This window comes from Massilia sp. Mn16-1_5, from assembly GCF_004798585.1.
In the GTDB taxonomy this organism is placed as follows: Bacteria; Pseudomonadota; Gammaproteobacteria; order Burkholderiales; family Burkholderiaceae_D; genus Telluria.
The window spans coordinates 1-23,175 of the sequence record NZ_PPXQ01000022.1 but is presented as its reverse complement, the minus strand read 5'-3'; the positions used below and the strand labels follow the sequence as shown (position 1 = coordinate 23,175).

The window sequence follows — 23,175 nt, the reverse complement described above, 5'->3', positions numbered from 1 at the left end:
AAATTCAGGCCAGGCGCAGCGGCAGGCTGCGCAGGCGCTTGCCGGTTAGCTTGAACACGGCCGCCGCCACCGCCGGCGCGACCGGCGGCACGCCCGGCTCGCCCACGCCCTCGGGTGCTTCAAGACTCGGCACGATCACCGTTTCCACCAGTGGCGCGCGGTCCATGCGCAGCACCGGATAGTCGCCGAAGTTCGACTGCTGGATGCGGCCGTCCTTGATCGTGATCTCGCCCCCCAGCGCCGCCGACAGGCCGAATACCACCGCGCCTTCCATCTGCTGGGCCACGATGTTCGGATTGACCACCATGCCGCAGTCGATCGCACAGACCACGCGGTGCACGCGGATCTCCGTGCCCTCGACCGAGACCTCGGCCACCTGGGCCACGATGCTGCCGAAGGACTGGTGCACGGCCACGCCATGGGCGCGCCCATCGGGCGGCGTGCCGGCCTTGCCCAGGGCCGCATCCAGCACGGCCAGATGGCGCGGGTGCTCCCTCAAGAGCGCGCGCCGGTAAGCCACGCCGTCCTGCCCCGCCGCGTGCGCCACCTCGTCGAGGAAGCCCTCCTTGAAGAAGGCATTGTGCGAGTGTCCGACCGAGCGCCAGTAGCCGAGCGGCACCGGGCTCTCGACGATGACGTGGGCGATGCGCTGGTTGGCGATCTCGTACTGCATGTCGTACTCGCCCTCGGCCGTGGTCTTGTCCGGCCCCATGCCGGGCAGGCCCAGGTTGCGCGGGAAGTACTGGTGGCCGATCGCGCCGCTGGCCGACTTGTTGTCCCAGGCGAGCAGGCGGCCAGCAGCATCCAGGCTGGCCTTGAAGCGCGCCAGCGCGGCCGGACGGTAGACGTCGTGGGTGGTGTCGTCTTCGCGGGTCCAGATCAGCTGCACCGGCTTGCCGCCGGCGGCCAGGGCCACGGCGACGGCCTGCGCCACCATGTCGCCTTCCAGGCGGCGCCCGAAGCCGCCACCCAGCAGCATCACCTCGATCGTCACATCCTCGCGCGCGACGCCGGCGACTTTCGCCGCGACGTCGACCGCGATGCTCGGCACCTGCGTGGAGGCCCAAAGGTGGACCTTGCCGTCCGCGACCTGGGCGGTACAGTTCACCGGCTCCATCGTCGCATGCGCGAGGAAGGGGGCGCGGTATTCGGCCGTGACGGTTTTCGCCACGCCGCTCACATCTTGCGTGCCGCTTTCGAAATAGGCGTAGCCGGACTCATTGTCGAGGGCATCGGCGAAGCGCTTGAAAATGGACTCCGAGGACAAGGCCCTGCCCTCCTCCTCGTGCCAGCGCACGGTCAGCGCGGCGGCGGCCGTCTTGGCCTGCCACCAGCTGCGCGCGATCACCGCCACTCCCGCGCCGGCGCCGGCGTACTGGCCGGCGCTCGAGGACACATCGACCACGCGCACCACGCCCGGCATCGCCAGTACCGGTTTCGCGTCGAACCAGGCGAGGCCGGCGCCGACCACGGGCGCCATCCTGACGGCCGCGTACAGCATGCCGGGTGGGCGGGCGTCGATGCCGAACAGCGCGCTGCCATCGACCTTGGCCGGCGTATCGGGGCGCGGCACCGATTTTCCGATCAGGCCGAATTCGCGCGGCTCCTTCAGGCGCACGTCGCCGGCGTCAATACCGGCGCCGACCTGCGCTGCGCGCGCGGCCAGGCTGCCGTAGGACGCGCGCCGGCCATCCTTGTGGATCACGAAGCCGTCCTCGGTGCGCAGGTCGGCCGGCTGGGCCTTCCAGGCCTCGGCCGCGGCTTTGACAAGCATTGCGCGCGCCACGGCGCCGGCCTCGCGCATCGGCATCCACGCGTCCTTCACGCTGGTCGAGCCGCCGGTGAACATGATCCCGAGTTCACGCCCGATCTTCCCCAGCATCCACTGGGTGCCGTCCTTCACATTCCCCCGTTCGTCCGGGTGGAATGGCAGGTTCTCGCGCAGCACGGCGAGGTTGCCGAAGATCTTGTCGATCGGCGCGGGCGCGATGCGCACTTTGGCAAGCGGCGCGTCCAGCTCCTCGGCCACCAGCATCGGCAGCGCCGTGTGCACGCCCTGGCCCATCTCGCTGCGGGGCACGACGACGGAGACCGTACCATCAGGCGCGATCGCGATCCAGCCGTTGAGGGCGACCGTACCCTGGGCCACCGGCAGCGGTTCGCTGGTATGCAGGCGCTGGCGCGGCGGGCGCGTGCCCCAGCCGACCAGCAGCGCGCCGCCGGCCACCAGGCCGCCCAGCAGGAAGCGGCGGCGCGAACGCCGTGCGGGTGCTGCCTCTTCAGGTGCCGGCGCCTTCGGTGCCGTGTTCGTGTCTCTCATGCGTGTGACTTCCCCATTCTTGCAGCAGCTCTTCCGGCGCCACCGGCCGGCCGTACAGGTAACCCTGTGCGCGCGCGCAGCCGTGACGCAGCAGGAATGCCGCCTGTTCTTCGTTTTCCACCCCCTCGGCGATCACCGAGAGGTTCATGCTTTTACCGAGCTGGATGATGGCGATCGCGATCGCCTCGTCGTTCGAATCGACCGCGATGTCCTTGATGAAGCTGCGGTCGATCTTCAGCACGTCCACCGGCAGCTGCTTCAAATAGGCCAGCGACGAGTAGCCGGTGCCGAAATCGTCGATCGCCAGGCCGACACCGATCGCGTGCAGCGCGTGGACGAACGCGAGCGCGTCGCCGGTGTTCATGATCACCGACTCCGTCACTTCCAGCTGCAGGCGGCGCGGCGCGAGTCCGGTCGTCACCAGCGCCTGCTCGACCAGCGGCGCCATCGCCCCGCGCTCGACCTGGCGCACCGACAGGTTGACCGCCATCTTCGGCACCTGCAGGCCGGCCTCGTCCCAGCGCAGCATCTGGCGGCAGGCCTCGAACAGCACCCATTCGCCGAGCTGGTTGATGAAGCCGGTGTCCTCGGCCATCGGGATGAAGCGCACCGGACTCACCTGGCCGAGTTCGGGATTATGCCAGCGTACCAGCGCTTCCACCCCAATCAATTTGCCGCTGTCGATTTCGACCTGCGGCTGGTAGTGCAGATAGATCTCGCCGCGCTCGATCGCGCGCCGCAGCAGCGCTTCCATGCGCAGGCGCTCGACGCCCTCGCCGTCCATGGCCGGCGAGTAGAACTGGTAACCGTTGCGGCCGCGCGACTTGGCCTGGTACATGGCGACGTCGGCATTTCGCACCAACAGGTTCGCGTCCTGGCCGTCCGCCGGGAACAGGCTGATGCCGATCGAGCCGGTGACGAAGAGTTCGTGGCTGGCCACCATGAAGGGCTGCTCGAACAGCGCCATCATCTTGGCCGCCACCTGGCGCGCGCCAAACGCCCCGTCCACGTTCTCGAGCAGGACGATGAATTCGTCGCCGCCCAGGCGCGCCAGCGTGTCGCCGTCGCGCAGGCGCTGGCCCAGGGCGCCCGCCACCTGCTTCAGGAGTTCGTCGCCGACGTGGTGGCCGAGGGTGTCGTTGATGTTCTTGAAGCGGTCGAGATCGATGAACATGACGGCCAGCTGCTGGCCTTCGCGCGCCGCGCGGCCGATCGCGTGCAGCAGCCGGTCCTGGAACAGCAGGCGGTTCGGCAGGCTGGTGAGCGGATCGTGGTGCGCCAGGTAGTCGAGCTTTTCCTGCGATTCCTTGAGGCGCGTGATGTCGCTGAAGACGCCCACGTAATGGGTCACCTTGCCGTCGTCGCCGCGCACGGTCGAGACGGTGAGCCACTGCAGCCAGGCCTCGCCATCTTTGCGCGTGCTCCACAACTCGCCGCGCCAGAAGCCGGTGTCGTTCAGCTGGCGCCACATGTTCCAGTACAGTTCCTGGTCGCCGGGGCTGGAGCGCGTCACGTTCCAGGGCTTGCCGACGACTTCCTCCATGGCGAAGCCGGTGATGTAGGTGAAGGCGGGATTCACGGTCACGATGTTGCCGTGCATGTCGACCACCATCACGCCGTCGGCGATGTGCTCCAGCACGGTGCTCGACAGGCGCAGCTTTTCCTCGCTTTCCTTGCGCTCGGAGATGTCGGCGAAGACCCAGACGTTGCCCGCTTCCGGATGGCCGGGATCGATCGAACTGCCGCTCACCAGGCACCACAGCAGGCTGCCGTCGCGGCGCCGGAACTGGCGCTCGTGGCTGGAGTCTTCGCCGCGCGCGAGCAGCGGGAAGAATGCGTCTTCGGCCTTGGCATGCTCGCCGGGCGAGACGAACAGGATCGAGGCCGGCTCGCCTTCCAGCGTGCCCTCGGGATAGCCGAACAGCTGCTCGGTGCGGCGGTTGACCGAGACGATGCGCCGCTCGCGCGTGAAGACCACGCCGAACATGACGTTGTCGAGGATGGCGCTCTGCTCGGCCAGCAGCGCGCCGATGCGCATTTCGTTGTGCTTGCGTTCGCTGATGTCGGAGATGATGCCGTCGACCCAGAAGCCTTCGTCGCCGGGCATGTGCTGCGGCTGGCCGCTTTCCAGCACCCAGCGTTCCTTTCCCTTGGCATCGACGATCCGGTATTCGACTTCATAGCTGGTCCCCGATTGCAGGGCGGCGCGCAGCACCTGGCTGCGCAGGGCCTGGTCCTGGGGCCAGATCAGGCGCGACCAGGCGTCGGTATCGCCCCGCATCAGTTCAGACGCCGGGATGCCGGCGATCTCCTCGATCGCCTCGCTGACGAAATCGATGGTCCCGCGCGCCCGGGCGCGGAACACGGCGCCCGGCACCTGGGTCACGATCGAGCGGAACTGTTCCTCGCGCCGCGCGACGTCGACGAACAAGGTGCGGATCGCGACCCGCATGCGTTCCATTTGCTTGCCGAGGCGTCCCAGTTCGCCGTCGACGTCGAGTACCAGCGGCGTGTCGAAGTCGCCGCGCGAGAGACGGTCGGAGAAGTTGGCGACGGTGCGCAGCGGTGCCTGCAGGCGCCGGCGCAGGAAAGCGAGGATGAGCAGCAGCGAGACCGTGACCTGGACCGCCAGCACCAGCGCATAGTCGCGCTGCTTGCGGCGCAGCTCCTGCTGGCTGCGCAGGTCGTCCATCTCGATCACCAGGTCGCCGATGTGCTGGCCCTGCATCTCCACCCGCCGTTCGGCGCGCAGCACGTGGCCGCGCGCCCGCTCGGGGGCACGCACGTCGATCGCACCGGTACCGGCCTGGCCGCGCACCTGGATGCGCACTACGGACGGGTCGCGCATCACCGAGTCGACCAGCGAGCGTGCGGCGTCGGGATTCATGTTCCAGAGCGACTCGCGCATGCCGAGCGCGAGGATTTCGGCGTTGCGCTGCAGGGTGTCGTTGAGTTCGGCGGCCGTGTTCTGGCGTTCCTGGACCGCGAGCAGGAAGTAGCTGGCCACCAGCGCGGGAATCACGAGGCCGCCGATGACGACCATCAGCATGGCGCCGTACACCGACTTGGTGTACAGCCTGCTTACTCTGGAGGTGAAACCGCGCAAGTCTAATCGTGGCATGGTCGTACCCGCAAAGGTCCCTTGTCAGCCTATCATCGCATAGCCGTGACCGCCCGGGCGGAAAGGCCACCCAAGCGTGCTCAGGTATTGCGGCGCGGGTAGCCGGCGGCCAGGATGCGCTGCCAGACGATCTCTTTCTGCTCGGCCGTCATGGCAACCCACTGGGCGACCTCGACATAGGTGCGGCCGCAGCCGCGGCAGACCTCGTCGAAGGTGGTGGAGCAGACGGCGACGCAAGGCGTGTCCGGACGCGGAGGGAGCGGCTGCGTACCGCCTTCGCCATTAGCGGGCTGGTCCGACATCGAGCTTGTCCCATCCTTCGTGGCCCAGTTTTTCCATGGTCTCGATGTTCTTCTCGAAGATCTCGGCCGCATCCGGGAAGGCTTCGACGGCGCGCTCGATGCTCTCCTCGCGCAGGATCTGCAGGATCGGGTAAGGCGCGCGGTTGGTGTAGTTCTCGATATCGTTCTTGTCGGTATCGGCGAACTGGTACTCCGGGTGGAAGCTGGCGACCTGCAGTTCGCCGTCGAGCTGCATGTCCTCCACGGCGGCATCGGCCACGTCCAGGAATTCGTTGTAGTCGAGGAAATCGTCGAGCACGAAGGGATGGATCAGCAGCGTGGTGTCGACTTTCTCGGCCGGGGTGTCGGACAGGTTCTGCAGCTCGTTCATCAATTCCTCGAGCAGGGCCTCGGGCGTGCGCGCGCTCGATACGACGTAGCGCACCTGCTCCTTGACATACACGGACTTGGCGAAGGGGCAGAGGTTGAGGCCGATGACGGCCTTTTCCAGCCAGTTGCGGGTGGCGGCGATGATGGCGTCATCGTCTGCGTTGAGGTTGGCGGTGCTCATATCAGATAGGTGTTCTCGAAAAGGAAACGCGGTGCAATACGCGGATTGTACGCACAGTTTGCGTGTGCTCATAGGTCAGGTATTCGAGGCGGGTAAGTTGAAAAATGCCGAGCCGGACAGGAAGAGCGATATTTCATTAATGATTCGACAAGCATGCAGTAGCGGCGAGTTGTTTCCACGAGGAATATATTGCCTGAAGGGATTTCAGCATACTCCACTGGAGTACCACGATTGCTACATAGAAAGGAAATCCATATACCCCCTTGATGTGTTATCAAAAGAGTTTCAAGTTAGCAAAAAGGATAGACAAGAAATTTTGTAACTGCCCAGGATTATTACTTGACTGTCTCAACAGCTGCTTCGTACACTGCCCTCTTAATCGTCAGCCCCGCCGTTCTTTAGAGCAACACTGGACGCAACACTGGAAAGCGAAACGACATGACCCGTCAAACCTCAATTGCTGCCGCGCTGGTGCTTCTGTTCTCGGCTCCCTTCGCCCAGGCCATCGACAATGCCCCGGTCAACGCGCTGCAAGGCGCCGCCGTGCTGCGCCCTGCCACCGCCGCCGCCGCGAATGGCGCCGCGAACGGTGCGGCCGTCCTGAAAGTCGACGAATACAAGGAAACCGACGTCTGGGGCCGCATCCGCAGCGGCTACGCGATTCCCGACATCAACAACAACCTGGTCGAACGCCATACCCGCTCCTATAGCGCCAAGCCCGACTACATGGCCCGCATTTCCGGCCGCGCGTCGCTCTACCTGTTCCACGTGGTGCAGGAGCTGGAAAAGCGCGGCATGCCGACCGAACTGGCCCTGCTGCCGGTGATCGAATCGGCCTTCAATCCTCAAGCCCTGTCGACCGCGAGCGCCGCCGGCCTCTGGCAGTTCGTGCCGGGCACCGGCAAGGACTATGACCTCAAGCAGAACATGTTCAAGGACGAGCGCCGCGGCGTGCTGGCCTCGACCGACGCCGCCCTCACCTACCTGCAGCGCCTGTACACCATGTTCGGCGACTGGCAGCTGGCCCTGGCCGCCTACAACTGGGGTGAAGGCAATGTCCAGAAGGCGATCAAGAAGAACCAGGCGCTGGGTAAACCAACCGATTTCGAAAGCCTGGCCGACCTGATGCCGGCCGAGACCCGCAACTACGTGCCGAAGCTGCAGGCCGTGAAGAACATCGTTGCCAACCCGGGCCAGTACAACGTGGTGCTGCCGGTGATCGACAACCAGCCCTACTTCACCGCCATCGACAAGACCAGCGACATCGACCTGGCCGTCGCCGCCCAGCTGGCGGAAATGTCGATCGACGAATTCAAGGCCCTGAACCCGCAGTTCAAGCGTCCGGTCATCACCGGCGACGACCGCACCAAGATCCTGCTGCCCCAGAAGAACGCCGAGAAGTTCCACCTGAACCTGGCGCAATGGGGCCAGGCGCTGTCGAGCTGGACCACGCACCGCATCACCAGCGCCAAGGAAAGCATCTCCTCGCTGGCCTCGAAGTTCGGCACCACGCCGGAAGTCATCCGCCAGGCCAACAATATCCCGATGCAAACCCGCCTGAAGGCCGGTTCGACCATCCTGGTGCCGAAGACCTCGGCCTCGGCCGGTACCGACATCGCCGACAGCATCGTCGATAGCGCCGTCATGGCGCTGGAGGCGGACCGCGGCGACAAGGTGCGCAGCAGCCGTTACAAGACCAAGGCGACGGCCGCGTCGAATTCGCGCGTTTCTCGCAACACCAACAGCCGCCGCAAGCACCGTTGAGCGGCCACGGCCCGGGCAGGATTGCCGGGCCGGACTCCCTTCCGATCCGATGCCGCCTTGCGCGGCGTCGCGCCATTCTTTGCGTTAGCTCAAATCAGCCGTACTGTGCAAGCATTCGCAAACTACTGTATAGTGTCGTTTGTGCGCTGCAATAACTCGACAATACGTCGCCTGCCAGCCCACAACGCAAGCAAGTAAAGCAAGTAACAAACAAGCAGCATCGCAGCCCAGGCCAGCCGTTCCAGGCAGCCTCCCATAAAGCCCTCCCGCCCTGCGTGTCGATCCTTGACACCGTCCCGGCGCAAAGCTTTTGTGCCGAAATTTCTTTCATTCTGAGTCATTTCGTTGTGTTGGTTCGCGTTGCTATTTTGCGCCCGTTCATACTGACGAGCGCCGATCACTACCGAAAGAAAAGCAAACAATGAGTTTTGAAGCACTAGGTCTCCACGCGTCCCTCGTCAAGGCAGTCACCGAAGCCGGCTACCTGAAGCCGACCGCAGTCCAGGAACAGGCGATCCCCGCCGCCATCGGCGGCCGCGACCTGCTGGTCTCGTCGCAAACCGGTTCGGGCAAGACCGCGGCTTTCATGCTGCCGTCGCTGAACAAGTTCGCCAACATCGAACCGGCGCCGATGAGCCGTACCCCTGCGCAGGAAGCGCAGTCGGCCCGTTCGCGCGGCGAGCGCGTCCGTTTCAAGCCAGCCCAGCCGAAGATGCTGGTGCTGACCCCTACCCGCGAGCTGGCCCTGCAGGTCACCACCGCGACCGAGCAATACACCACCTCGATGCGCCGCATCCGCGCCGTCTCGATCCTGGGCGGCATGCCTTACCCGAAGCAGATGCAGCTGCTGTCGAAGAATCCTGAAATCCTGGTCGCGACCCCGGGCCGCCTGATCGACCACATGGAGTCGGGCAAGATCGACTTCTCGCAACTGGAAATCCTGGTGCTGGACGAAGCCGACCGCATGCTGGACATGGGCTTCATCGAGGACATCGAAAAGATCGTTGCCGCCACCCCGGAAACGCGCCAGACCATGCTGTTCTCGGCCACGCTCGATGGCGTCGTCGGCAACATGGCGCGCCGCATCACCAAGGATCCGCTGACCATCCAGATCGCCAGCGGTACCAAGCGCCACGAGAACATCGTGCAGAAGGTCCACTTCGTCGACGACCTGTCGCACAAGAACCGCCTGCTCGACCACCTGCTGCGCGACGAGTCGATGGACCAGGCCGTGGTGTTTACCGCCACCAAGCGTGACGCCGACACCATCGCCGACCGCCTGAACATCGCCGGCTTCGCAGCCGCCGCCCTGCACGGCGACATGCACCAGGGCGCGCGCAACCGCACCCTGGACAGCATGCGCCGCGGCCAGGTGCGTGTGCTGGTGGCGACCGACGTCGCCGCCCGCGGCATCGACGTGCCGACCATCACCCACGTGGTGAACTACGACCTGCCGAAGTTCCCGGAGGACTACGTGCACCGTATCGGCCGTACCGGCCGTGCCGGCCGTAACGGCATCGCCGTGTCGCTGGTGAACCACGCCGAAGGCATGAACGTCAAGCGCATCGAACGCTTCACCAAGCAGACCATTCCGGTCGACGTGGTCGAAGGTTTCGAGCCGAAGCGTTCGGCGCCGGCACGTACCGGCGCCCGTCCGGGCTGGAAGCCGGGCGACGGCCGCAGCGCCGCCAAGCCGGGCCAGCGCAGCTTCAGCAAGCCCTACGGCCAGCGTGAAGGCGCGCCGCGCGAAGGCGGTTACAACCGCGAGGGTGGCTATAACCGCGAGGGTGGCCACAATGCGGCACCGCGTACCGGCGGCTACAACCGCGAAGGTGGCTACAACCGCGACGCGGCGCCACGCACCGGTGGCTATAACCGCGAGGGTGGCCACAATTCGGCACCGCGCGAAGGCGGCTATAACCGCGACGCAGCACCACGCCGCGAAGGCAACGGCGGCTACCGCGGCAACAGCGCCCACCCGCGCTCGTTCGACAACGCGCGCCGCACGTTCGGCGACAACTGATCGTCGTTCGCGTGAATGAAGAAGGCTGCCTCGGCAGCCTTTTTTTCGTCTGTTTCACGCGGCGTTCGGATGCAGGCGTACCTGCCTGCGCCGTTCGGCGCCGAACATCCTCATGCCGAAGCAATGCTCGCGGATGGCGAGCCAGGTTGCGGGAATCACGAGCAGGACGCCTGCGGCGATGCTCGGCGAGGCGACCAGGCGCAGCCAGTCGGTGCGCAGGACCGAGTACAGGAATGCGATGCTCAAGGCCAGCAGGCGGGCGCAGGCACCGGTAATTGCCTGGCGGAGGTCCTTCGTGTTGTCGAGTCGCGCTTTCATACCGCACCATGTCGCATTGCTGTTGAACTGTGCTCATTAAACCCCAGCCCGGCCCCGTTGCGACATGGATGCACTCCTACGCCGGTGTCGGCCAATGTCCAAGCTGCGGATCGGATTCGAAGCCAGTGGGCGGGCAGACAAGACGCCCCGTATAATCGCGAACCGTCCACCTCAGCGCTCGATATCAATCAATGGATCGTCTCCGCATTCTCATCGCCAGCCCCGCGGCGGCAGCCGACAACAACGGCAACTGGCAAACCGCCAGCCGCTGGGCACGCTTCCTGCGCGGCCCCTATGCGGTCACGGTGGCGGGCGGCTGGAGTGTGGACGATCCGGCGCCCGACCTCCTGATCGCCCTGCACGCGCGGCGCTCGGCGCAGGCACTGGCCGGCTTCAAGGCCGCGCACCCCGAGCGTCCTGCCCTGCTGGTACTCACCGGCACCGACCTGTACCGCGACATCGACAGCGTGCCCGAGGCGCGCGCCTCGCTCGAGCTGGCCGACGCCCTGGTCGTGCTGCAGGATGCGGGACTGGCGCGCCTGCCCGCGCGGGTACGCCCCAAGGCGCGCGTCATCTACCAGTCCGCGCCGCCGCTGCGCCCAAGCCCGCCGGCACCGGCCAGGCGCCACCTCGACATCTGCATGATCGGCCACCTGCGCCCGGAAAAGGATCCGCAGACCTTCATGCGCGCGGCTGCCCTGGTCCGGACGCCGGGGGTGCGCCTGCTCCATATCGGCGGCGCGCTCGACCCCACCCTGGAACAGGCCGCACGCGACACCGCGGCGGCCACGCCGCGCTACCGCTGGCTGGGACCGCTGCCCCACGCGCGCACGCGCCAGCGCCTGAAACGCTGCCACGCGATGGTCATCGCCTCGCGCATGGAGGGCGGCGCCAACGTCATCATCGAGGCCGTCAGCAGCGGCGTGCCGGTCCTGGCCTCGCACATCGACGGCAATGTCGGCATGCTCGGGCAGGACTACGCGGGCTATTTCGAAGCGGGCGACGCTCCCGCGCTGGCGGCGCTGATCGAGCGCTGCGTGGCAGACCCGGATTTCGACGCCCTGCTGCGGCGCCAGTGCGCCGCCCGCGCCGGATTGTTCCTGCCGGAGACCGAACGAGCGGCGCTTTCCGACTTGGTGGATAATCTGCTGCCCGCACCCAGGGTAGCTTGACAACTCAATAATGGAACCGAACATGAACGCGCCCGACCAAACCATCAAACTGACTTCCTTTTCGCACGGCGGCGGCTGCGGCTGCAAGATCGCGCCCGGCGTGCTGGCCGAAATCCTCAAGAAGTCGAGCGGCTTCCCGGTGCCGCCCCAGCTGATGGTCGGGATCGAGACCGCCGACGATGCCGCCGTCTATAAACTCAACGACGAGCAGGCCCTGATCGCCACCACCGACTTCTTCATGCCGATCGTCGACGATCCCTTCGACTTCGGCCGCATCGCCGCCACCAATGCCATCTCCGACGTGTATGCGATGGGCGGCACCCCGATCATGGCCCTGGCCCTGGTGGGCATGCCGATCAACAAGCTGCCGGTCGAAACCATCGGCGAGATCATCCGCGGCGGCGAGTCGATGTGCGCCGAAGCCGGGATCCCGATCGCCGGCGGCCACACCATCGACTCGGTCGAACCGATCTACGGCCTGGTGGTCATGGGCCTGGTGCATCCGGATAAAGTCAAGCGCAATGCCGACGCCAGGGCCGGCGACGTGCTCATCCTCGGCAAGCCGCTGGGCGTGGGCGTGCTCTCGGCCGCGCTCAAGAAGGACGTGCTGGGCGCCGATGGCTATGCCGCGATGATCGCCAACACGACCAAGCTGAACAAGCCGGGCCAGGCGCTGGCGGCGATGGAAGGCGTGCACGCGCTGACCGATGTCACTGGCTTCGGCCTGCTCGGCCACCTGCTGGAACTGGCGCGCGGCGCCAGGCTGTCGGCCGAACTCGAGATGGCCGACATCCCGCTGCTGCCGGGCGTGCTGCAGCTGGCCCACGACGGCTATTTCACCGGCGCTTCCGGCCGCAACTGGCAGGCGTATGGCAAGGAGGTGACGCTCTCGGCGAACGTGACGCCGGCCCAGCAGGCCCTGCTGACCGACCCGCAGACCTCGGGCGGCCTGCTCGTGTCCTGCGATCCGGCCGTCGCCGATGCCGTGCTGGCCCTGTTTGCACGCGAGGGGTTCGGCGAGGCGAAGGTCATCGGCCGCATGGTCGCAGGCACCCCGGGCGTGCTGGTCAAAGCCTGATCCGGTTCCCACATATGCATATATCACGGCAACGAAAATGTTGCCGTGTCAATACTTTTATTTTTTGCATGCAAGGTGCATCATTGTTTTTTTAAGAATTGTCGGCTGTATAATGCTCGCTGCCGGCGCAGACCGGACTCGACAGTTCTAACAAAAATCTCCAGAGACAATGCCCACGCAACAGGCCGCTCCGGCGGCGCTCGACCCGCCCCCTCCCCCTGGGCAGACCACCCGCCTGGCCGACGTTTTCCTCGGCACCGACAGCCTGCAACGCCGCACCTTGCAGCTGCTGGGCCTGGCCGCCCTGGTCACCGCCATCATCGTCCTCCTGCTCGTTTACGCGGCCAGCATCGGCGTTGCCGACGTCGTCCAGGTCGCGGTGCTGTCCAGCCTGTTTTTCGTGTTCATCCTCGGCTTTTATGCCGTCATCCGCAGTGGCCTGAACCGGCGCTTCGCCGATCCCACGCTGGCCATGCCGCAAACCATCCTGGCCCAGACCCTGATCGCCGGCGTCTATGCCGTGACGGGGCCGGTGCATGGCGCGACCGTGATCATGCTGTCGCTGGTGATGGTGTTCGGCATGTTCAGCCTGCGCCCGAGCGCCGTGCGCCACGCCAGCGTCTACACGGTGATCCTGATGGGCGTCGTGATGTACTGGTGCACGGACAACCTGCCGCTGCACTATCCGCTGGGCCAGGAGCTCTTCAATTTCGCGCTGACCGCGATCGTGATGCTGGCGATTTCCAAGCTGTCGGGCCAGCTGTCCGATATGCGCACGCGCCTGAAAACGCAGAAGATCGCCCTCGAACAGGCCCTGGGCCACATCAAGGAAATGGCCGCGCGCGACGAGCTGACGGGCCTGCCGAACCGGCGCCGCATGATGACGCTGCTGCAGGAGCACGCGACGCGCCACGCGCGCGGCGGGCCGCGCTTTTTTGTCTGCATCATCGATCTCGACCACTTCAAGAGCATCAACGACACCTACGGCCACGCGGCCGGCGACGCGGTGCTGCGCGCGTTTGCCACCCAGGCCCAGGTCGTGCTGCGCACCACCGACATGATCGGACGCTGGGGCGGCGAGGAATTCCTGCTGCTCCTGCCGGAAAGCGCGCCGGGCGACCCGACCCTGGGCGTGGCGCGCCTGCGCGAGAGCCTGGCCAGCCTGCCAGCCAGCCCTGTCCTGCACGACCTGCGCGTGCAATTCTCGGCCGGGTTCGCGCGCTACGAGGACGGCGAGCCGATCGACCAGGCGATCGAGCGCGCCGACCGGGCCCTGTACGCGGCCAAGTCGGCGGGACGCAACCGCAGCGTCGTGCTCTGAGGATCAGTCGGGCCGGGACGGCCCCTTGTGCGGGACCGGAGGATGGGCGGCACGCCGCACCACGACGGGCTGGCGCAGTTTGTGCAGCTGGCGCGCCAGCATGACCAGTCCAGCCAGCAGCGCGATGAACGCCAGCATGACCGGCAAAGGCAAACCCAGGAAAACGCTCGTTTTATCCATGACCGCTCCGTCGTCTATTGCCCAGCGTTATGCCGGCGCAAGAGCCTACTGTGCCATTGGCCTAATCACGAGAAATTGAGGCGGCGCAAGACGACGCGGGAGAGCGCTTCAGGCGGTCATTGTCAAAGGCGGATGCGCCTCCGGCCTGCCACGCCCGACGCGTTCGTACTCGGCGATCACCTGGGCGCCGAACAGCAGCAGCGTGGCCCCGATCTCGAGGCTGAACATGACGACGATCGCCGTCGTCATCGAGCCGTAGACGACGTTCACCTGGGATAAAGTCGAGAAGTACCAGACCAGCACGTGACGCGCGATTTCCCACAACAGCGCCGCCGTGACGCCGCCCACCAGCGCATGCGAGAGCGACAGGCGCCCGACCGGCATCACGAGATAGATCGAGGTCAGCACCAGGATCTCGCCCAGCAATCCCAGCAGATACAGCAGCGCGCCGGAGACGCCGCCCAGCGACCAGGTGGCGCCGAACAGGCGCACGCTTTCCGTGCCCATCACCTGCAGGGTGCTGGCGACCACGGTGACGAGCATCACGCCCACGCCCAGCGCCAGGATATAGCAGTAAGGCAGCACCGCCGAGACGAGAAAATGGCGGCGCCGGACCGCCACGCGGTGCACGAAGATCACGCTCATCGCGTTTTCCAGCACCGTAAACGCGAAGGAGCTGAAGAACAGCATGGTCACGCCCAGGACCCAGGTGATCACATCCCGGTTGTCGAGGAAGTTGGCGACTTCGGTGACGATCGAGGCCGACTGCCCCGGCACCAGCAGTTCCAGGTAGCGGCGCAGCGTGAGCAGCAGTTCGGCCTGGTCGATGAAGTGCGACAGCGCCACCACCGCCAGCATCAGGAAGGGCACGATCGACAGCAGCGCGTAATAGGCGACCGCGCCCGCCAGCAGCAATCCCTGGTTGGCGCGAAAGCCCTTCAGGACGCTGAGGGTGAAAGCCAGCGGGTGCGACAGGATGTAGGCGTTGGCGCGCCGGTTCAGGATCCGGATACGGGTGCGGCGGATGCGCAGCCGGCGCAAGCGCAAGGGCGCAAGCCCCTTCATTTTGCCAGCCTGATGCCGGTAAATTGCCAGCGCGCGTAGGCAGGAAAGAAATTGCGGTAGCTGGCACGCGCATGTCCGCCTGGGGTCGCGCAGGACGAGCCGCGCAGCACGTACTGGTTGACCATGAACTTGCCGTTGTATTCGCCGATCGCGCCCGGCGCCGCCGCATAGCCGGGATACGGCGCATAGCTGCTGCTGGTCCATTGCCAGCAGGCGCCGAACATTTGCGTCAAGCCTTCGCCGGCGGCGGCCTCCGGATGCAGGCGGCCGGCCTCGATGCTGGCCAGGCGCGCGGCGAATTCCCATTCGGCTTCAGTCGGCAGGCGCGCGCCGCACCAGCGCGCATAGGCGTCGGCCTCGTACAGCGACAGGTGCGTCACCGGACGCGCCGGATCGAGCGGCACTTCCCCGTGCAGGGTGAACTCGCACCAGCCGCCGTCTTCCTGGCGCCGCCAGTACAAGGGCGCCGCCAGCTCGCCGGATGCCACCCGGTCCCAGCCTTCGGCCAGCCACAGGGCCGGGTCGCGGTAGCCGCCGGCCTCGATGAAGGCCGCGTATTCGCCATTCGTCACCAGGCGCGAAGCCAGCTTGAAGGGAGCGACATAGCTGCGGTGACGCGGCAACTCGTTGTCGAAGCAAAAGCCGCGGCCGTCGAAGCCGATCTCGACCAGGCCGCCGTCGAAGTCGATGAATTCCAGCGCGCCCGGATCCCTGTCCGGCGCCATGCCCTCGCCGTCGTAGCCGGGCGCGATCGGGTTCTGCGCCAGCAGGTGCTTGACGTCGGTGAGCATCAATTCCTGGTGCTGCTGCTCGTGCTGCAGCCCGAGCGTGACGAGCTCCGCCAGGGACCCGTCGCCGCTTCCCCCTTCCAGCAGGCGCAGCATGCGCGCGTCGACGTCGGCGCGGTAGGCTTTCACGTCGTCGAGCGAGGGACGGGTGAGCAGGCCGCGCTGGGCGCGCGGGTGCTTGGCGCCGACGCCGTTGTAGTAGGAATTGAACAACACCCGGAAGGCGCTGTGGAAGGGCCGGAAGCCCGGTTCGCGCGGCTCGAGGATGAAGGTCTCGAAGAACCAGGTCGTGTGCGCCAGGTGCCATTTGATGGGACTGGCGTCGGACATCGACTGGGCGCAGCAGTCCTCGTTCGACAGCGGCGCGGCCAGTTGCAGGGAACGTTGGCGCACGGCCTGGAAATCATCGCGCAGCATCGCAGGACTCGATTCAAACCTCAGGCGATCGCCTGGGCATGGATGACGGCGAAGGGACAGCGCGGATCGGTCCACACCCGGGTCGCCTCGAAGCCCGACTGTTCGAGCAGGTCGATGGCGTCGGCCTGGCGGTACTTGTAGCTGTTTTCGGTGTGGATGCGCTCGCCTTCGGCGAAATCGCGCCCGCCGCCCGGCCAGCATACGCGCTGGGCCTGCTTGGCCTCGAGGTGCATCTCGACCCGGCCGGCCGCCTCGTTGTAGAAGCCCACGTGGCGCCACTGTTTGATGTCGAAGTCGCTGCCGAGCAGCTGGTTCACGTGGCGCAGCACGTTCAGGTTGAAGGCGGCCGTGACGCCGAGGGCGTCGTCGTAGGCGGCGTCGAGGGTGGCCTTGTCCTTGGCCAGGTCGATGCCGATCAGCAGGCCGCCGTCCGGCCCGCAGCTCTTGCGCAGGCGGGTCAGGAAGACGCGCGCCTCGGGCGGCGTGAAGTTGCCGAGCGAAGAGCCGGGATAGAAGAACAGGCGGCGCTCGGCACGCACATTCTCAGGGAGTTCCAGCCCGCTGGAAAAATCGAGCCCCAGCGCCTGCATGTCGATCTGCGGGAAGCGCAGGCGCAGGCGCGCCAGGGCGTCGCTGACGAACTCGGTCGAGATGTCGACCGCGACGTACTGCGCCGGGCGCAGCAGCGGGAACAAATCTGCCGCCTTGGCGCAGTTGCCGGCGCCCAGGTCGATCATGGTCGTGCCGATGCCGCAGGCGCGGGCGATCTCGCGGCCGTAGCGCGCGAAGATCCCGGCTTCGGTACGGGTCGGGTAGTACTCGGGCAGCTCGCAGATGGCCTCGAACAGCTTCGAGCCGAGGGCGTCGTACAGGAACTTCGGCGAGATGGTCGCGTGGCGGGCGCCCAGGCCGTCGTACAGCTCGGCCGGCACGTGGGCGCTGGCAGCGCTGGTGGACGGTGCCGCGGCCAGCGCGGGCTTCTCGGTTGTGCAGGACGTCAGCATAAGGTTTATCATTCGTGCCGCCGGGGTGCCGGATGCGCCCCTGCTAGGGAAGATGTTGCTGTTTTTGCTATCATAGCGGAAGTCTGAAATCCTCCGCGTTTGCCAGCCGCGCTAGCGTGCTCGCCGCCCTGCCTTTGTCCTTTACAAGAAGAAAGCTCGCCATGTCCCCATCGACCGTCCTGAAGTCCTTGCTCGCCGCCTGCGCCGCCACCGTCCTGCTGGCCGCCCCTGCCTCCGCCCAGAACACCCCGGGCGTGCTGCGCGTCTCGGCCATTCCGGACGAAGCGCCGACCGAACTGCAGCGCAAGTTCAAGCCGCTGGGCGACTACCTGGCCAAGGCCACCGGCCTGAAGGTCGAGTTCACCCCGGTGACCGACTACGCCGCCTCGGTCGAAGGCCTGATCAACCACAAGCTCGACATGGTCTGGTTCGGCGGCTTCACCTTCGTGCAGGCCAATGTGCGCAGCAAGGGCCAGATCGTGCCCCTGGTGCAGCGCGCCGAAGACGAAAAGTTCCGCTCGGTGTTCATCACGACCCAGCCCGGCATCAACAAGCTGGAAGACCTGCGCGGCAAGACGCTGTCCTTCGGTTCCGAATCCTCGACCTCGGGCCACCTGATGCCGCGCTCGTTCCTGCTGGCGGCCAAGATCAACCCGGACACCGACCTCAAACGCGTCGCCTTCTCGGGCGCGCACGACGCGACGGTGGCGGCGGTGGCCGGCGGCAAGGTCGATGCCGGCGCCCTGAACATCTCCGTCTGGGAAAAGCTGGTCGAAGCCAACAAGGTCGACCCGAAGACCGTGCGCGTGTTCTACACCACGCCGGGCTACTACGACTACAACTGGTCGGTGCACGCCAACATGGCCCCAAGCCTGCAGAAGAAAATCCGCGACGCCTTCCTGGCGCTGGACTCCTCGACCCCGCAAGGCAAGGAAATCCTCGACCTGCAGCGCGCCACCAAGTTCGTGCCGACCAAGGCCGAGAACTACAAGGCGATCGAAGCGGCGGCGAAGAATGCCGGCCTGCTCAAGTAAGACCGTTGGCGGCGTCATGAGTTTCAAGCTCGACAAACTGACCGTGCGTCACCTGGCCGGGAGCCAGGCGGCGGCGCTGCACGCGCTCGACCTGCATGTGCAGCAGGGCGAGCAGCTGGCGCTCATCGGTCCGTCGGGCGCAGGCAAGACCACGCTGCTGTCGACGCTCGCCTGCGCGCACCAGCCGAGCGAAGGCGCGCTGTCCGTGTTCGGCCTCGATCCGTGGGCCCTGCCGCAGGCGGCGCGCCATCGCCTGCGCGCGCGCCTGTTCCTGGCGCCGCAGACGCCGCCGCTGCCGCCGCGCCAGCGCGTGGTGACCGCCGTGCTGGCGGCGCGCCTGCCGGCCTGGAGCCTGGGGCGCGCCCTGCGCTCGCTGTTCAAGCCGGTCGACCCCGACGCCGCCTTCGAGGCCCTGCGCCGCTTCGGGCTGGGCGACAAGCTGTATGCGCGCGTCGACCGCCTCTCCGGCGGCGAACGCCAGCGCTGCAGCCTGGCGCGCCTGCTCTTATCCAGTGCCGACGCCTTCCTGGTCGACGAGCCGATCTCGGCCCTCGATCCGGCGCTGGCGCGCATCACCCTCGCGACCCTGCAGGAAGAGGCGGCCGCGCGCGAGGCCACCCTGGTCTGCAGCCTGCACCAGGTCGAGATGGCGCGCGCGCATTTCCAGCGCATCGTCGGCCTGCGCGACGGCCGCATCGTATTCGACCTGCCGCGCGAACAGGTCACCGATGCCATGATCGCCGCCCTCTACGAGAACGAAAGCACCGTCCCGCACCCGCATCCGCCTCACGAGACGCCCGAACGCATTGCCGTCGGCGCCTGCTTCTGAGCATGGCGGCGCTCTCCCACCCCGCCCTGCACCCCGATCCGGCCTGGCGCGGCCGCCTGCTGGCCTGCGCCGTGGCCCTGCTGGTGCTGTGGCCGGCGCTGGTCTACAGCGAGTTCAAGCCCTGGATCCTGTTCGACCCGCAAAGCCTGGCCGCGGCCGGCGGCTTCCTGTCCGACTTCCTGCATCCGGCGCATTCGCTCGAGTTCCTGGCCATGGTGCTGCGCGAGACCTGGATCACGGTCGCGATTGCCACCGCCGGCCTGGCGCTGGCCCTGCTGGGCGCGATTCCCGCGACCCTGCTGGTGAGCGAGCGGCTGTCGATCTCGCGCCTGGGTACGGGCCGCGTGCGCTGGCCGGCGGCCCTCTTGCGCCAGGGCGTGCGCTGGGTGCTGGTGCTGCTGCGCAGCGTGCCCGAACTGGTCTGGGCCCTGCTATTCGTGCGCGTGGTCGGCCTCGGCCCGACGGCCGGGGTGCTGGCGATCGCCCTCACCTATTCCGGCATGCTGGCCAAGGTGTATGCCGAGATCCTGGAATCGAGCGATGCCCACGCCACCGACGCCCTGCTCGCGAACGGCGCGGCGCGCCTGCCGGCCCTGCTCTACGGCGCCCTGCCGGATGCGGCGGCCGAACTGGTCTCGTACACGATCTACCGCTGGGAATGCGCGATCCGCGGCTCGGCCATCATGGGTTTCGTGGGCGCCGGCGGGCTCGGGCAGCGGATGGATGAATCGACCAAGATGATGGCCGGCGGCGAAGTGGCGACCATGCTGCTCGTGTTCGTGCTGCTGGTGGCTGCGGCCGACCTGGTCTCGACCCTGCTGCGCCGGAGGCTCGGATGATGCGACCATCGCCGCCGCCACGCTCCTGGAGCACGCCGGTCCTGCTGGTACTGCTGCTGGTGCTGGTCGTCGCCAGCTTCGCCACCCTGCGCCTGGACCTGGCCGCCTTCTTCACGCCGGAGGCGGCCGGCACCACGCTGGAATTCCTCGGCGGTTTTACCCCGCCCGAAACGGCTGCGCCGTTTCTGATGAAGACCCTGAACGCGGCGCTCGAGACGCTGTCGATGTCGGCGCTCGGCACCCTGCTGGCCGTGATCGCCGGCCTGGTGCTGGCGCTGCCCGCCAGCGGCCGCTGGGGCGGCGCGGCGCGCGCGCTGGTGCGCGTCATACTCAACGTCCTGCGCTCGATTCCGGAACTGGTCTGGGCCGCGCTGCTGCTGGTCGCCGCCGGCCTCGGTCCCTTCGCCGGAACCCTGGCGCTGGCTGCGCACACGGCGGGCGTGCTCGGGCGCCTGTTCGCCGACGCGCTGGAAAACGCCGAGCCGGCGCCGGAAGCGGCGCTGCGCATCAACGGCGCGCCGGCGCTCAGCGCCTTCTTCTACGCCACCCTGCCCCAGACCCTGCCGCAGATGCTCTCCTACACCCTGTACCGCTGGGAGAACAATATCCGCGCCGCGGCCGTGCTGGGCGTGGTCGGCGCCGGCGGCCTCGGACAGATGCTGAAGTACCACCTGTCGCTGTTCCAGATGCAGAGCGCGGCGACCGTGGTGCTGGCGATGCTGCTGCTGGTGGCCCTGGTCGACGCGATCAGTTACGCGCTGCGGCGCGCCCTCACGAGGTAAAGACAAGACGATGCTCGCACTGGACCGGCTCACCAAGACCTATGGCGGACGCACCGTCCTCTCGAACCTGTCGCACGTGTTCGAAGCCGGCCGCTTCGTCGCCATCATGGGCGAGTCGGGCGTGGGCAAGTCGACCCTGCTGAACCTGATCGCGGGGCTGGACGCGCCCGACAGCGGCCAGGTGATCGTCGACGGCACGCCGATGGCGGCGCTCGACGACGACGCGGCGACGCGCCTGCGCCGCACCCGCATGGGCTTCATCTTTCAGGCCTTCCACGTGCTGCCGCACCTGAGCCTGCGCCAGAACGTGGCGCTGCCGCTGCTCCTGAATCGACACGCTACCGAGCGGGCCGACGCCATGCTGGCGGCGGTGGGCCTGGCCGGACGCGGCGCCGACTTTCCGCGCCAGCTGTCTGGCGGCGAACTGCAGCGCGTGGCGATCGCGCGCGCCCTGGTGCACCAGCCGGCCCTGCTGCTGGCCGACGAGCCGACCGGCAACCTGGATCCGGAAACGGCCGGCGGCATCCTGCGCCTGCTGCGCGCCGAGATCAAGGCGAATGGCGCAGGCGCGATCATGGTCACCCACTCCCACGCGGCGGCCGAGATGGCCGACGAGGTCCTGCTGCTGACGCGCGAAGGACTCAGGCCAGCCCAAGGCATACCTGCTTTTTAGCAACAAATCCCTGCAAGTTCCGTGAGGAAACAAGCAAGTTAGACACTGTTCGCAACGAATAGTGCGGCACCAGCTGCGCGGGCGTAGTAATATCACAACGACCCGTACGCATCAGCCAAGCACAGTAACCACAATCTCGGGCGCTTTCCAAAACGGTCCTGTCCCCTCAAACAAATGTATTGGAGGAGTACATGAACGTACGCCAAAAAAAACAGGAAATGCTGGCCGCGATGCATCGCGCCCGCGCACTCGAGCCGTCGAGTTTCGTGCCGAACAAGCTGCTCGACACCCTCATCGAAAAGATGCACCTCAAAAATGACGCGGAGCTGTGCCGCGTGCTGGAAGTGCAGCCGCCGATCATCAGCAAGATCCGTCACCGCAAGCTGAACGTGGGCGCGACGATCCTGCTGCGCATGCACGAGAAATCGAACATCCCGATCCGCGAGCTGAAGGAACTGACTTCGGCGGCGCTGCACTAGTAGGGCGGGCATGCCCGCGCGTGACGCTCGCATCGTGTTGGCGAGGTCTTTCCTCAAACGAAGCCAACATAACGCATAGTTCACGCGCGGGCATGCCCAGTGAGACCGTGGTCGAGGCCATTGGCCTCGACCACCCCTACGCCTTGCCCGGCGGGCGTCCCGTCTTCAGCTGCGGCAGGCTGTCCTGCACCTGGCGCAGGGTCGCCACATCGAGGCGGCCGACCAGGGCCACGCCGATGCGCAGCAACTCGCTCTTCTTGATCTCGAAGCCGGCCTTCAGGCAGGCCTGCTTCACGCTCGCCAGCACCGCATATTCCCCTTCGGGCATCGTGAAACTGTCGCGCACCAGCACCGGACGCGCCGCTTCCGCTACGGGCGCCGGCGCGGCTTGCGCGGCGCGGCTGCGGCTTGCGGCCGGCGTGTCCTTGGCCGCCTTGACCAGTGCCTTGGCCGCGTTCTTGAGGGCGGCCGCGGGCGTCCTGGCAGGCAGCGCCTTTGCGGACACTTTGGCGGCGGGCTTGGCCGCGGCCTTGACGGCCTTCCTTGCAGGCGCTTTCGCCGCGGCCTTGGCGGCCGGCTTCACTGGGCTCTTCGCCGGCGCGCGGGCGCCCGACTTCACGGCGGTCCTTTTGGCGGACGAGGATTGGGTGGTAGATGCGGCGCCGCCTTTCGTGGCGGCCGCCTTGCTGCGTGCGGGTGCTGTCTTGACTGCGGCCGCGACGGCTTTCGCCCGCGTCGATGCGGCCGTGGCCGCTCCCGTCGCGGGAACCGGTTTTCTGCTCATGGGGTATTCCACTACTTAACAAGGTAAACAATATAGTCGATCAGGCGCATTCGGGATAGAGGGAATGCTTTCGTGCGCAGCCCTCCGCGCGCTGCTGCAGCTCGCGGATCACCCCGGCGCGCAGGCCGGCGCCGACCGGCACCAGCGTCTCGATGCGCAATTCCTCGACCAGGGCCAGCAGCAGCGCAAGGCCGCCCGCCATCTGCGCCGCGCGCGCCGGCTGGTTCGACAGCGCCGCGATGCGCGTGAAGCCGCCCTGCTCGACCATGGCGCGGCGCAGCGCCTGCAGGTTGGCCATGCCGGCGCCGCGTCCGGCGGCCGCATCGGCCCCG

General features: G+C 66.9%; 21 protein-coding genes and 1 pseudogene. 11 read left to right on the top strand and 11 right to left on the bottom strand.

Annotated features, from left to right (window positions below):
• Positions 1-4: 4 nt before the first annotated feature.
• The 4 genes from C2862_RS21760 to C2862_RS21745 form a co-directional block, all read right to left on the bottom strand.
• Positions 5-2,320 carry a molybdopterin cofactor-binding domain-containing protein gene (locus C2862_RS21760; RefSeq protein ID WP_136222562.1) on the bottom strand — a complete coding sequence of 772 codons (2,316 nt, stop codon included), beginning with the start codon at positions 2,318-2,320 and terminating at the stop codon, positions 5-7.
• Entirely contained in the window at positions 2,280-5,441 is a 3,162-nt protein-coding gene (locus C2862_RS21755) for an EAL domain-containing protein (protein WP_136222560.1), read from the bottom strand. Before C2862_RS21755 ends, C2862_RS21760 begins: the two co-directional genes overlap by 41 nt.
• An 80-nt stretch (positions 5,442-5,521) precedes the next feature.
• Complete coding sequence (locus C2862_RS21750) at positions 5,522-5,743, bottom strand: DUF1289 domain-containing protein (RefSeq protein ID WP_136222558.1); 222 nt, start codon at positions 5,741-5,743, stop codon at positions 5,522-5,524.
• A complete protein-coding gene (locus C2862_RS21745; RefSeq protein ID WP_136222556.1) occupies positions 5,724-6,293 on the bottom strand; it encodes a DUF1415 domain-containing protein in 570 nt (189 codons plus the stop codon). Before C2862_RS21745 ends, C2862_RS21750 begins: the two co-directional genes overlap by 20 nt.
• 438 nt (positions 6,294-6,731) lie before the next feature.
• Between C2862_RS21745 and C2862_RS21740 the strand changes: the two genes are divergently transcribed.
• Both C2862_RS21740 and C2862_RS21735 read left to right on the top strand, forming a co-directional pair.
• Positions 6,732-8,057, top strand: coding sequence for a transglycosylase SLT domain-containing protein (locus C2862_RS21740; protein ID WP_136222554.1), 1,326 nt, complete (start codon positions 6,732-6,734; stop codon positions 8,055-8,057).
• A gap of 421 nt (positions 8,058-8,478) precedes the next feature.
• Entirely contained in the window at positions 8,479-10,080 is a 1,602-nt protein-coding gene (locus C2862_RS21735) for a DEAD/DEAH box helicase (protein ID WP_136222552.1), read from the top strand.
• A gap of 54 nt (positions 10,081-10,134) precedes the next feature.
• Here C2862_RS21735 and C2862_RS21730 read toward each other — a convergent pair whose 3' ends face one another.
• Positions 10,135-10,398, bottom strand: coding sequence for a hypothetical protein (locus C2862_RS21730; RefSeq protein WP_136222550.1), 264 nt, complete (start codon positions 10,396-10,398; stop codon positions 10,135-10,137).
• Positions 10,399-10,589: 191 nt separating this feature from the next.
• Between C2862_RS21730 and senB the strand changes: the two genes are divergently transcribed.
• The 3 genes from senB to C2862_RS21715 all read left to right on the top strand — a co-directional run bounded on the left by senB (position 10,590) and on the right by C2862_RS21715 (position 13,969).
• Positions 10,590-11,570 (top strand): selenoneine biosynthesis selenosugar synthase SenB, encoded by a 981-nt coding sequence (gene senB, locus C2862_RS21725; RefSeq protein WP_136222548.1) that lies wholly within the window; start codon positions 10,590-10,592, stop codon positions 11,568-11,570.
• A gap of 22 nt (positions 11,571-11,592) precedes the next feature.
• Positions 11,593-12,648, top strand: coding sequence for a selenide, water dikinase SelD (selD, locus tag C2862_RS21720; RefSeq protein WP_136222546.1), 1,056 nt, complete (start codon positions 11,593-11,595; stop codon positions 12,646-12,648).
• Positions 12,649-12,817: 169 nt separating this feature from the next.
• Complete coding sequence (locus C2862_RS21715; RefSeq protein ID WP_136222544.1) at positions 12,818-13,969, top strand: GGDEF domain-containing protein; 1,152 nt, start codon at positions 12,818-12,820, stop codon at positions 13,967-13,969.
• A 3-nt stretch (positions 13,970-13,972) separates the two neighbouring features.
• On the opposite strand, the gene C2862_RS25380 is transcribed toward C2862_RS21715, so the two are convergent.
• The 4 genes from C2862_RS25380 to egtD form a co-directional block, all read right to left on the bottom strand.
• On the bottom strand, positions 13,973-14,149 hold the full coding sequence (locus C2862_RS25380; protein ID WP_168710141.1) for a hypothetical protein: 177 nt from the start codon (positions 14,147-14,149) through the stop codon (positions 13,973-13,975).
• A gap of 108 nt (positions 14,150-14,257) precedes the next feature.
• On the bottom strand, positions 14,258-15,214 hold the full coding sequence (locus C2862_RS21710) for a YihY/virulence factor BrkB family protein (protein WP_136222542.1): 957 nt from the start codon (positions 15,212-15,214) through the stop codon (positions 14,258-14,260).
• Positions 15,211-16,419 carry an ergothioneine biosynthesis protein EgtB gene (egtB, locus tag C2862_RS21705; RefSeq protein ID WP_136222540.1) on the bottom strand — a complete coding sequence of 403 codons (1,209 nt, stop codon included), beginning with the start codon at positions 16,417-16,419 and terminating at the stop codon, positions 15,211-15,213. The genes C2862_RS21710 and egtB overlap by 4 nt, the downstream gene beginning before the upstream one ends.
• Positions 16,420-16,439: 20 nt before the next feature.
• Positions 16,440-17,423 (bottom strand): L-histidine N(alpha)-methyltransferase, encoded by a 984-nt coding sequence (gene egtD / locus C2862_RS21700; RefSeq protein ID WP_229467549.1) that lies wholly within the window; start codon positions 17,421-17,423, stop codon positions 16,440-16,442.
• A 161-nt stretch (positions 17,424-17,584) separates the two neighbouring features.
• Here egtD and C2862_RS21695 point away from each other — a divergent pair, with 161 nt between their 5' ends.
• The 6 genes from C2862_RS21695 to C2862_RS21670 all read left to right on the top strand — a co-directional run bounded on the left by C2862_RS21695 (position 17,585) and on the right by C2862_RS21670 (position 22,059).
• Positions 17,585-18,457, top strand: coding sequence for a putative selenate ABC transporter substrate-binding protein (locus C2862_RS21695; protein WP_136222536.1), 873 nt, complete (start codon positions 17,585-17,587; stop codon positions 18,455-18,457).
• A 16-nt stretch (positions 18,458-18,473) separates the two neighbouring features.
• Complete coding sequence (locus C2862_RS21690) at positions 18,474-19,286, top strand: phosphonate ABC transporter ATP-binding protein (protein WP_136222534.1); 813 nt, start codon at positions 18,474-18,476, stop codon at positions 19,284-19,286.
• A gap of 2 nt (positions 19,287-19,288) precedes the next feature.
• Positions 19,289-20,125, top strand: a complete 837-nt coding sequence (locus C2862_RS21685) for an ABC transporter permease (RefSeq protein WP_136222532.1) — start codon at positions 19,289-19,291, stop codon at positions 20,123-20,125.
• Positions 20,125-20,907, top strand: coding sequence for a phosphonate ABC transporter, permease protein PhnE (phnE, locus tag C2862_RS21680; RefSeq protein ID WP_136222647.1), 783 nt, complete (start codon positions 20,125-20,127; stop codon positions 20,905-20,907). The genes C2862_RS21685 and phnE overlap by 1 nt, the downstream gene beginning before the upstream one ends.
• A 10-nt stretch (positions 20,908-20,917) precedes the next feature.
• Positions 20,918-21,580 carry an ABC transporter ATP-binding protein gene (locus C2862_RS21675; RefSeq protein WP_136222530.1) on the top strand — a complete coding sequence of 221 codons (663 nt, stop codon included), beginning with the start codon at positions 20,918-20,920 and terminating at the stop codon, positions 21,578-21,580.
• A 191-nt stretch (positions 21,581-21,771) separates the two neighbouring features.
• The gene (locus tag C2862_RS21670; protein WP_056339789.1) at positions 21,772-22,059 is read left to right on the top strand and encodes a hypothetical protein; all 288 of its coding nucleotides are present in this window, start codon (positions 21,772-21,774) and stop codon (positions 22,057-22,059) included.
• 136 nt (positions 22,060-22,195) lie between these two features.
• Here C2862_RS21670 and C2862_RS25375 read toward each other — a convergent pair whose 3' ends face one another.
• Positions 22,196-22,843: a hypothetical protein gene (locus C2862_RS25375; RefSeq protein WP_168710139.1), complete on the bottom strand. Its 648-nt coding sequence runs from the start codon at positions 22,841-22,843 to the stop codon at positions 22,196-22,198.
• Between the two features lie 40 nt (positions 22,844-22,883).
• A pseudogene (locus tag C2862_RS25370) lies at positions 22,884-23,175 on the bottom strand (hypothetical protein); the annotation flags it as partial.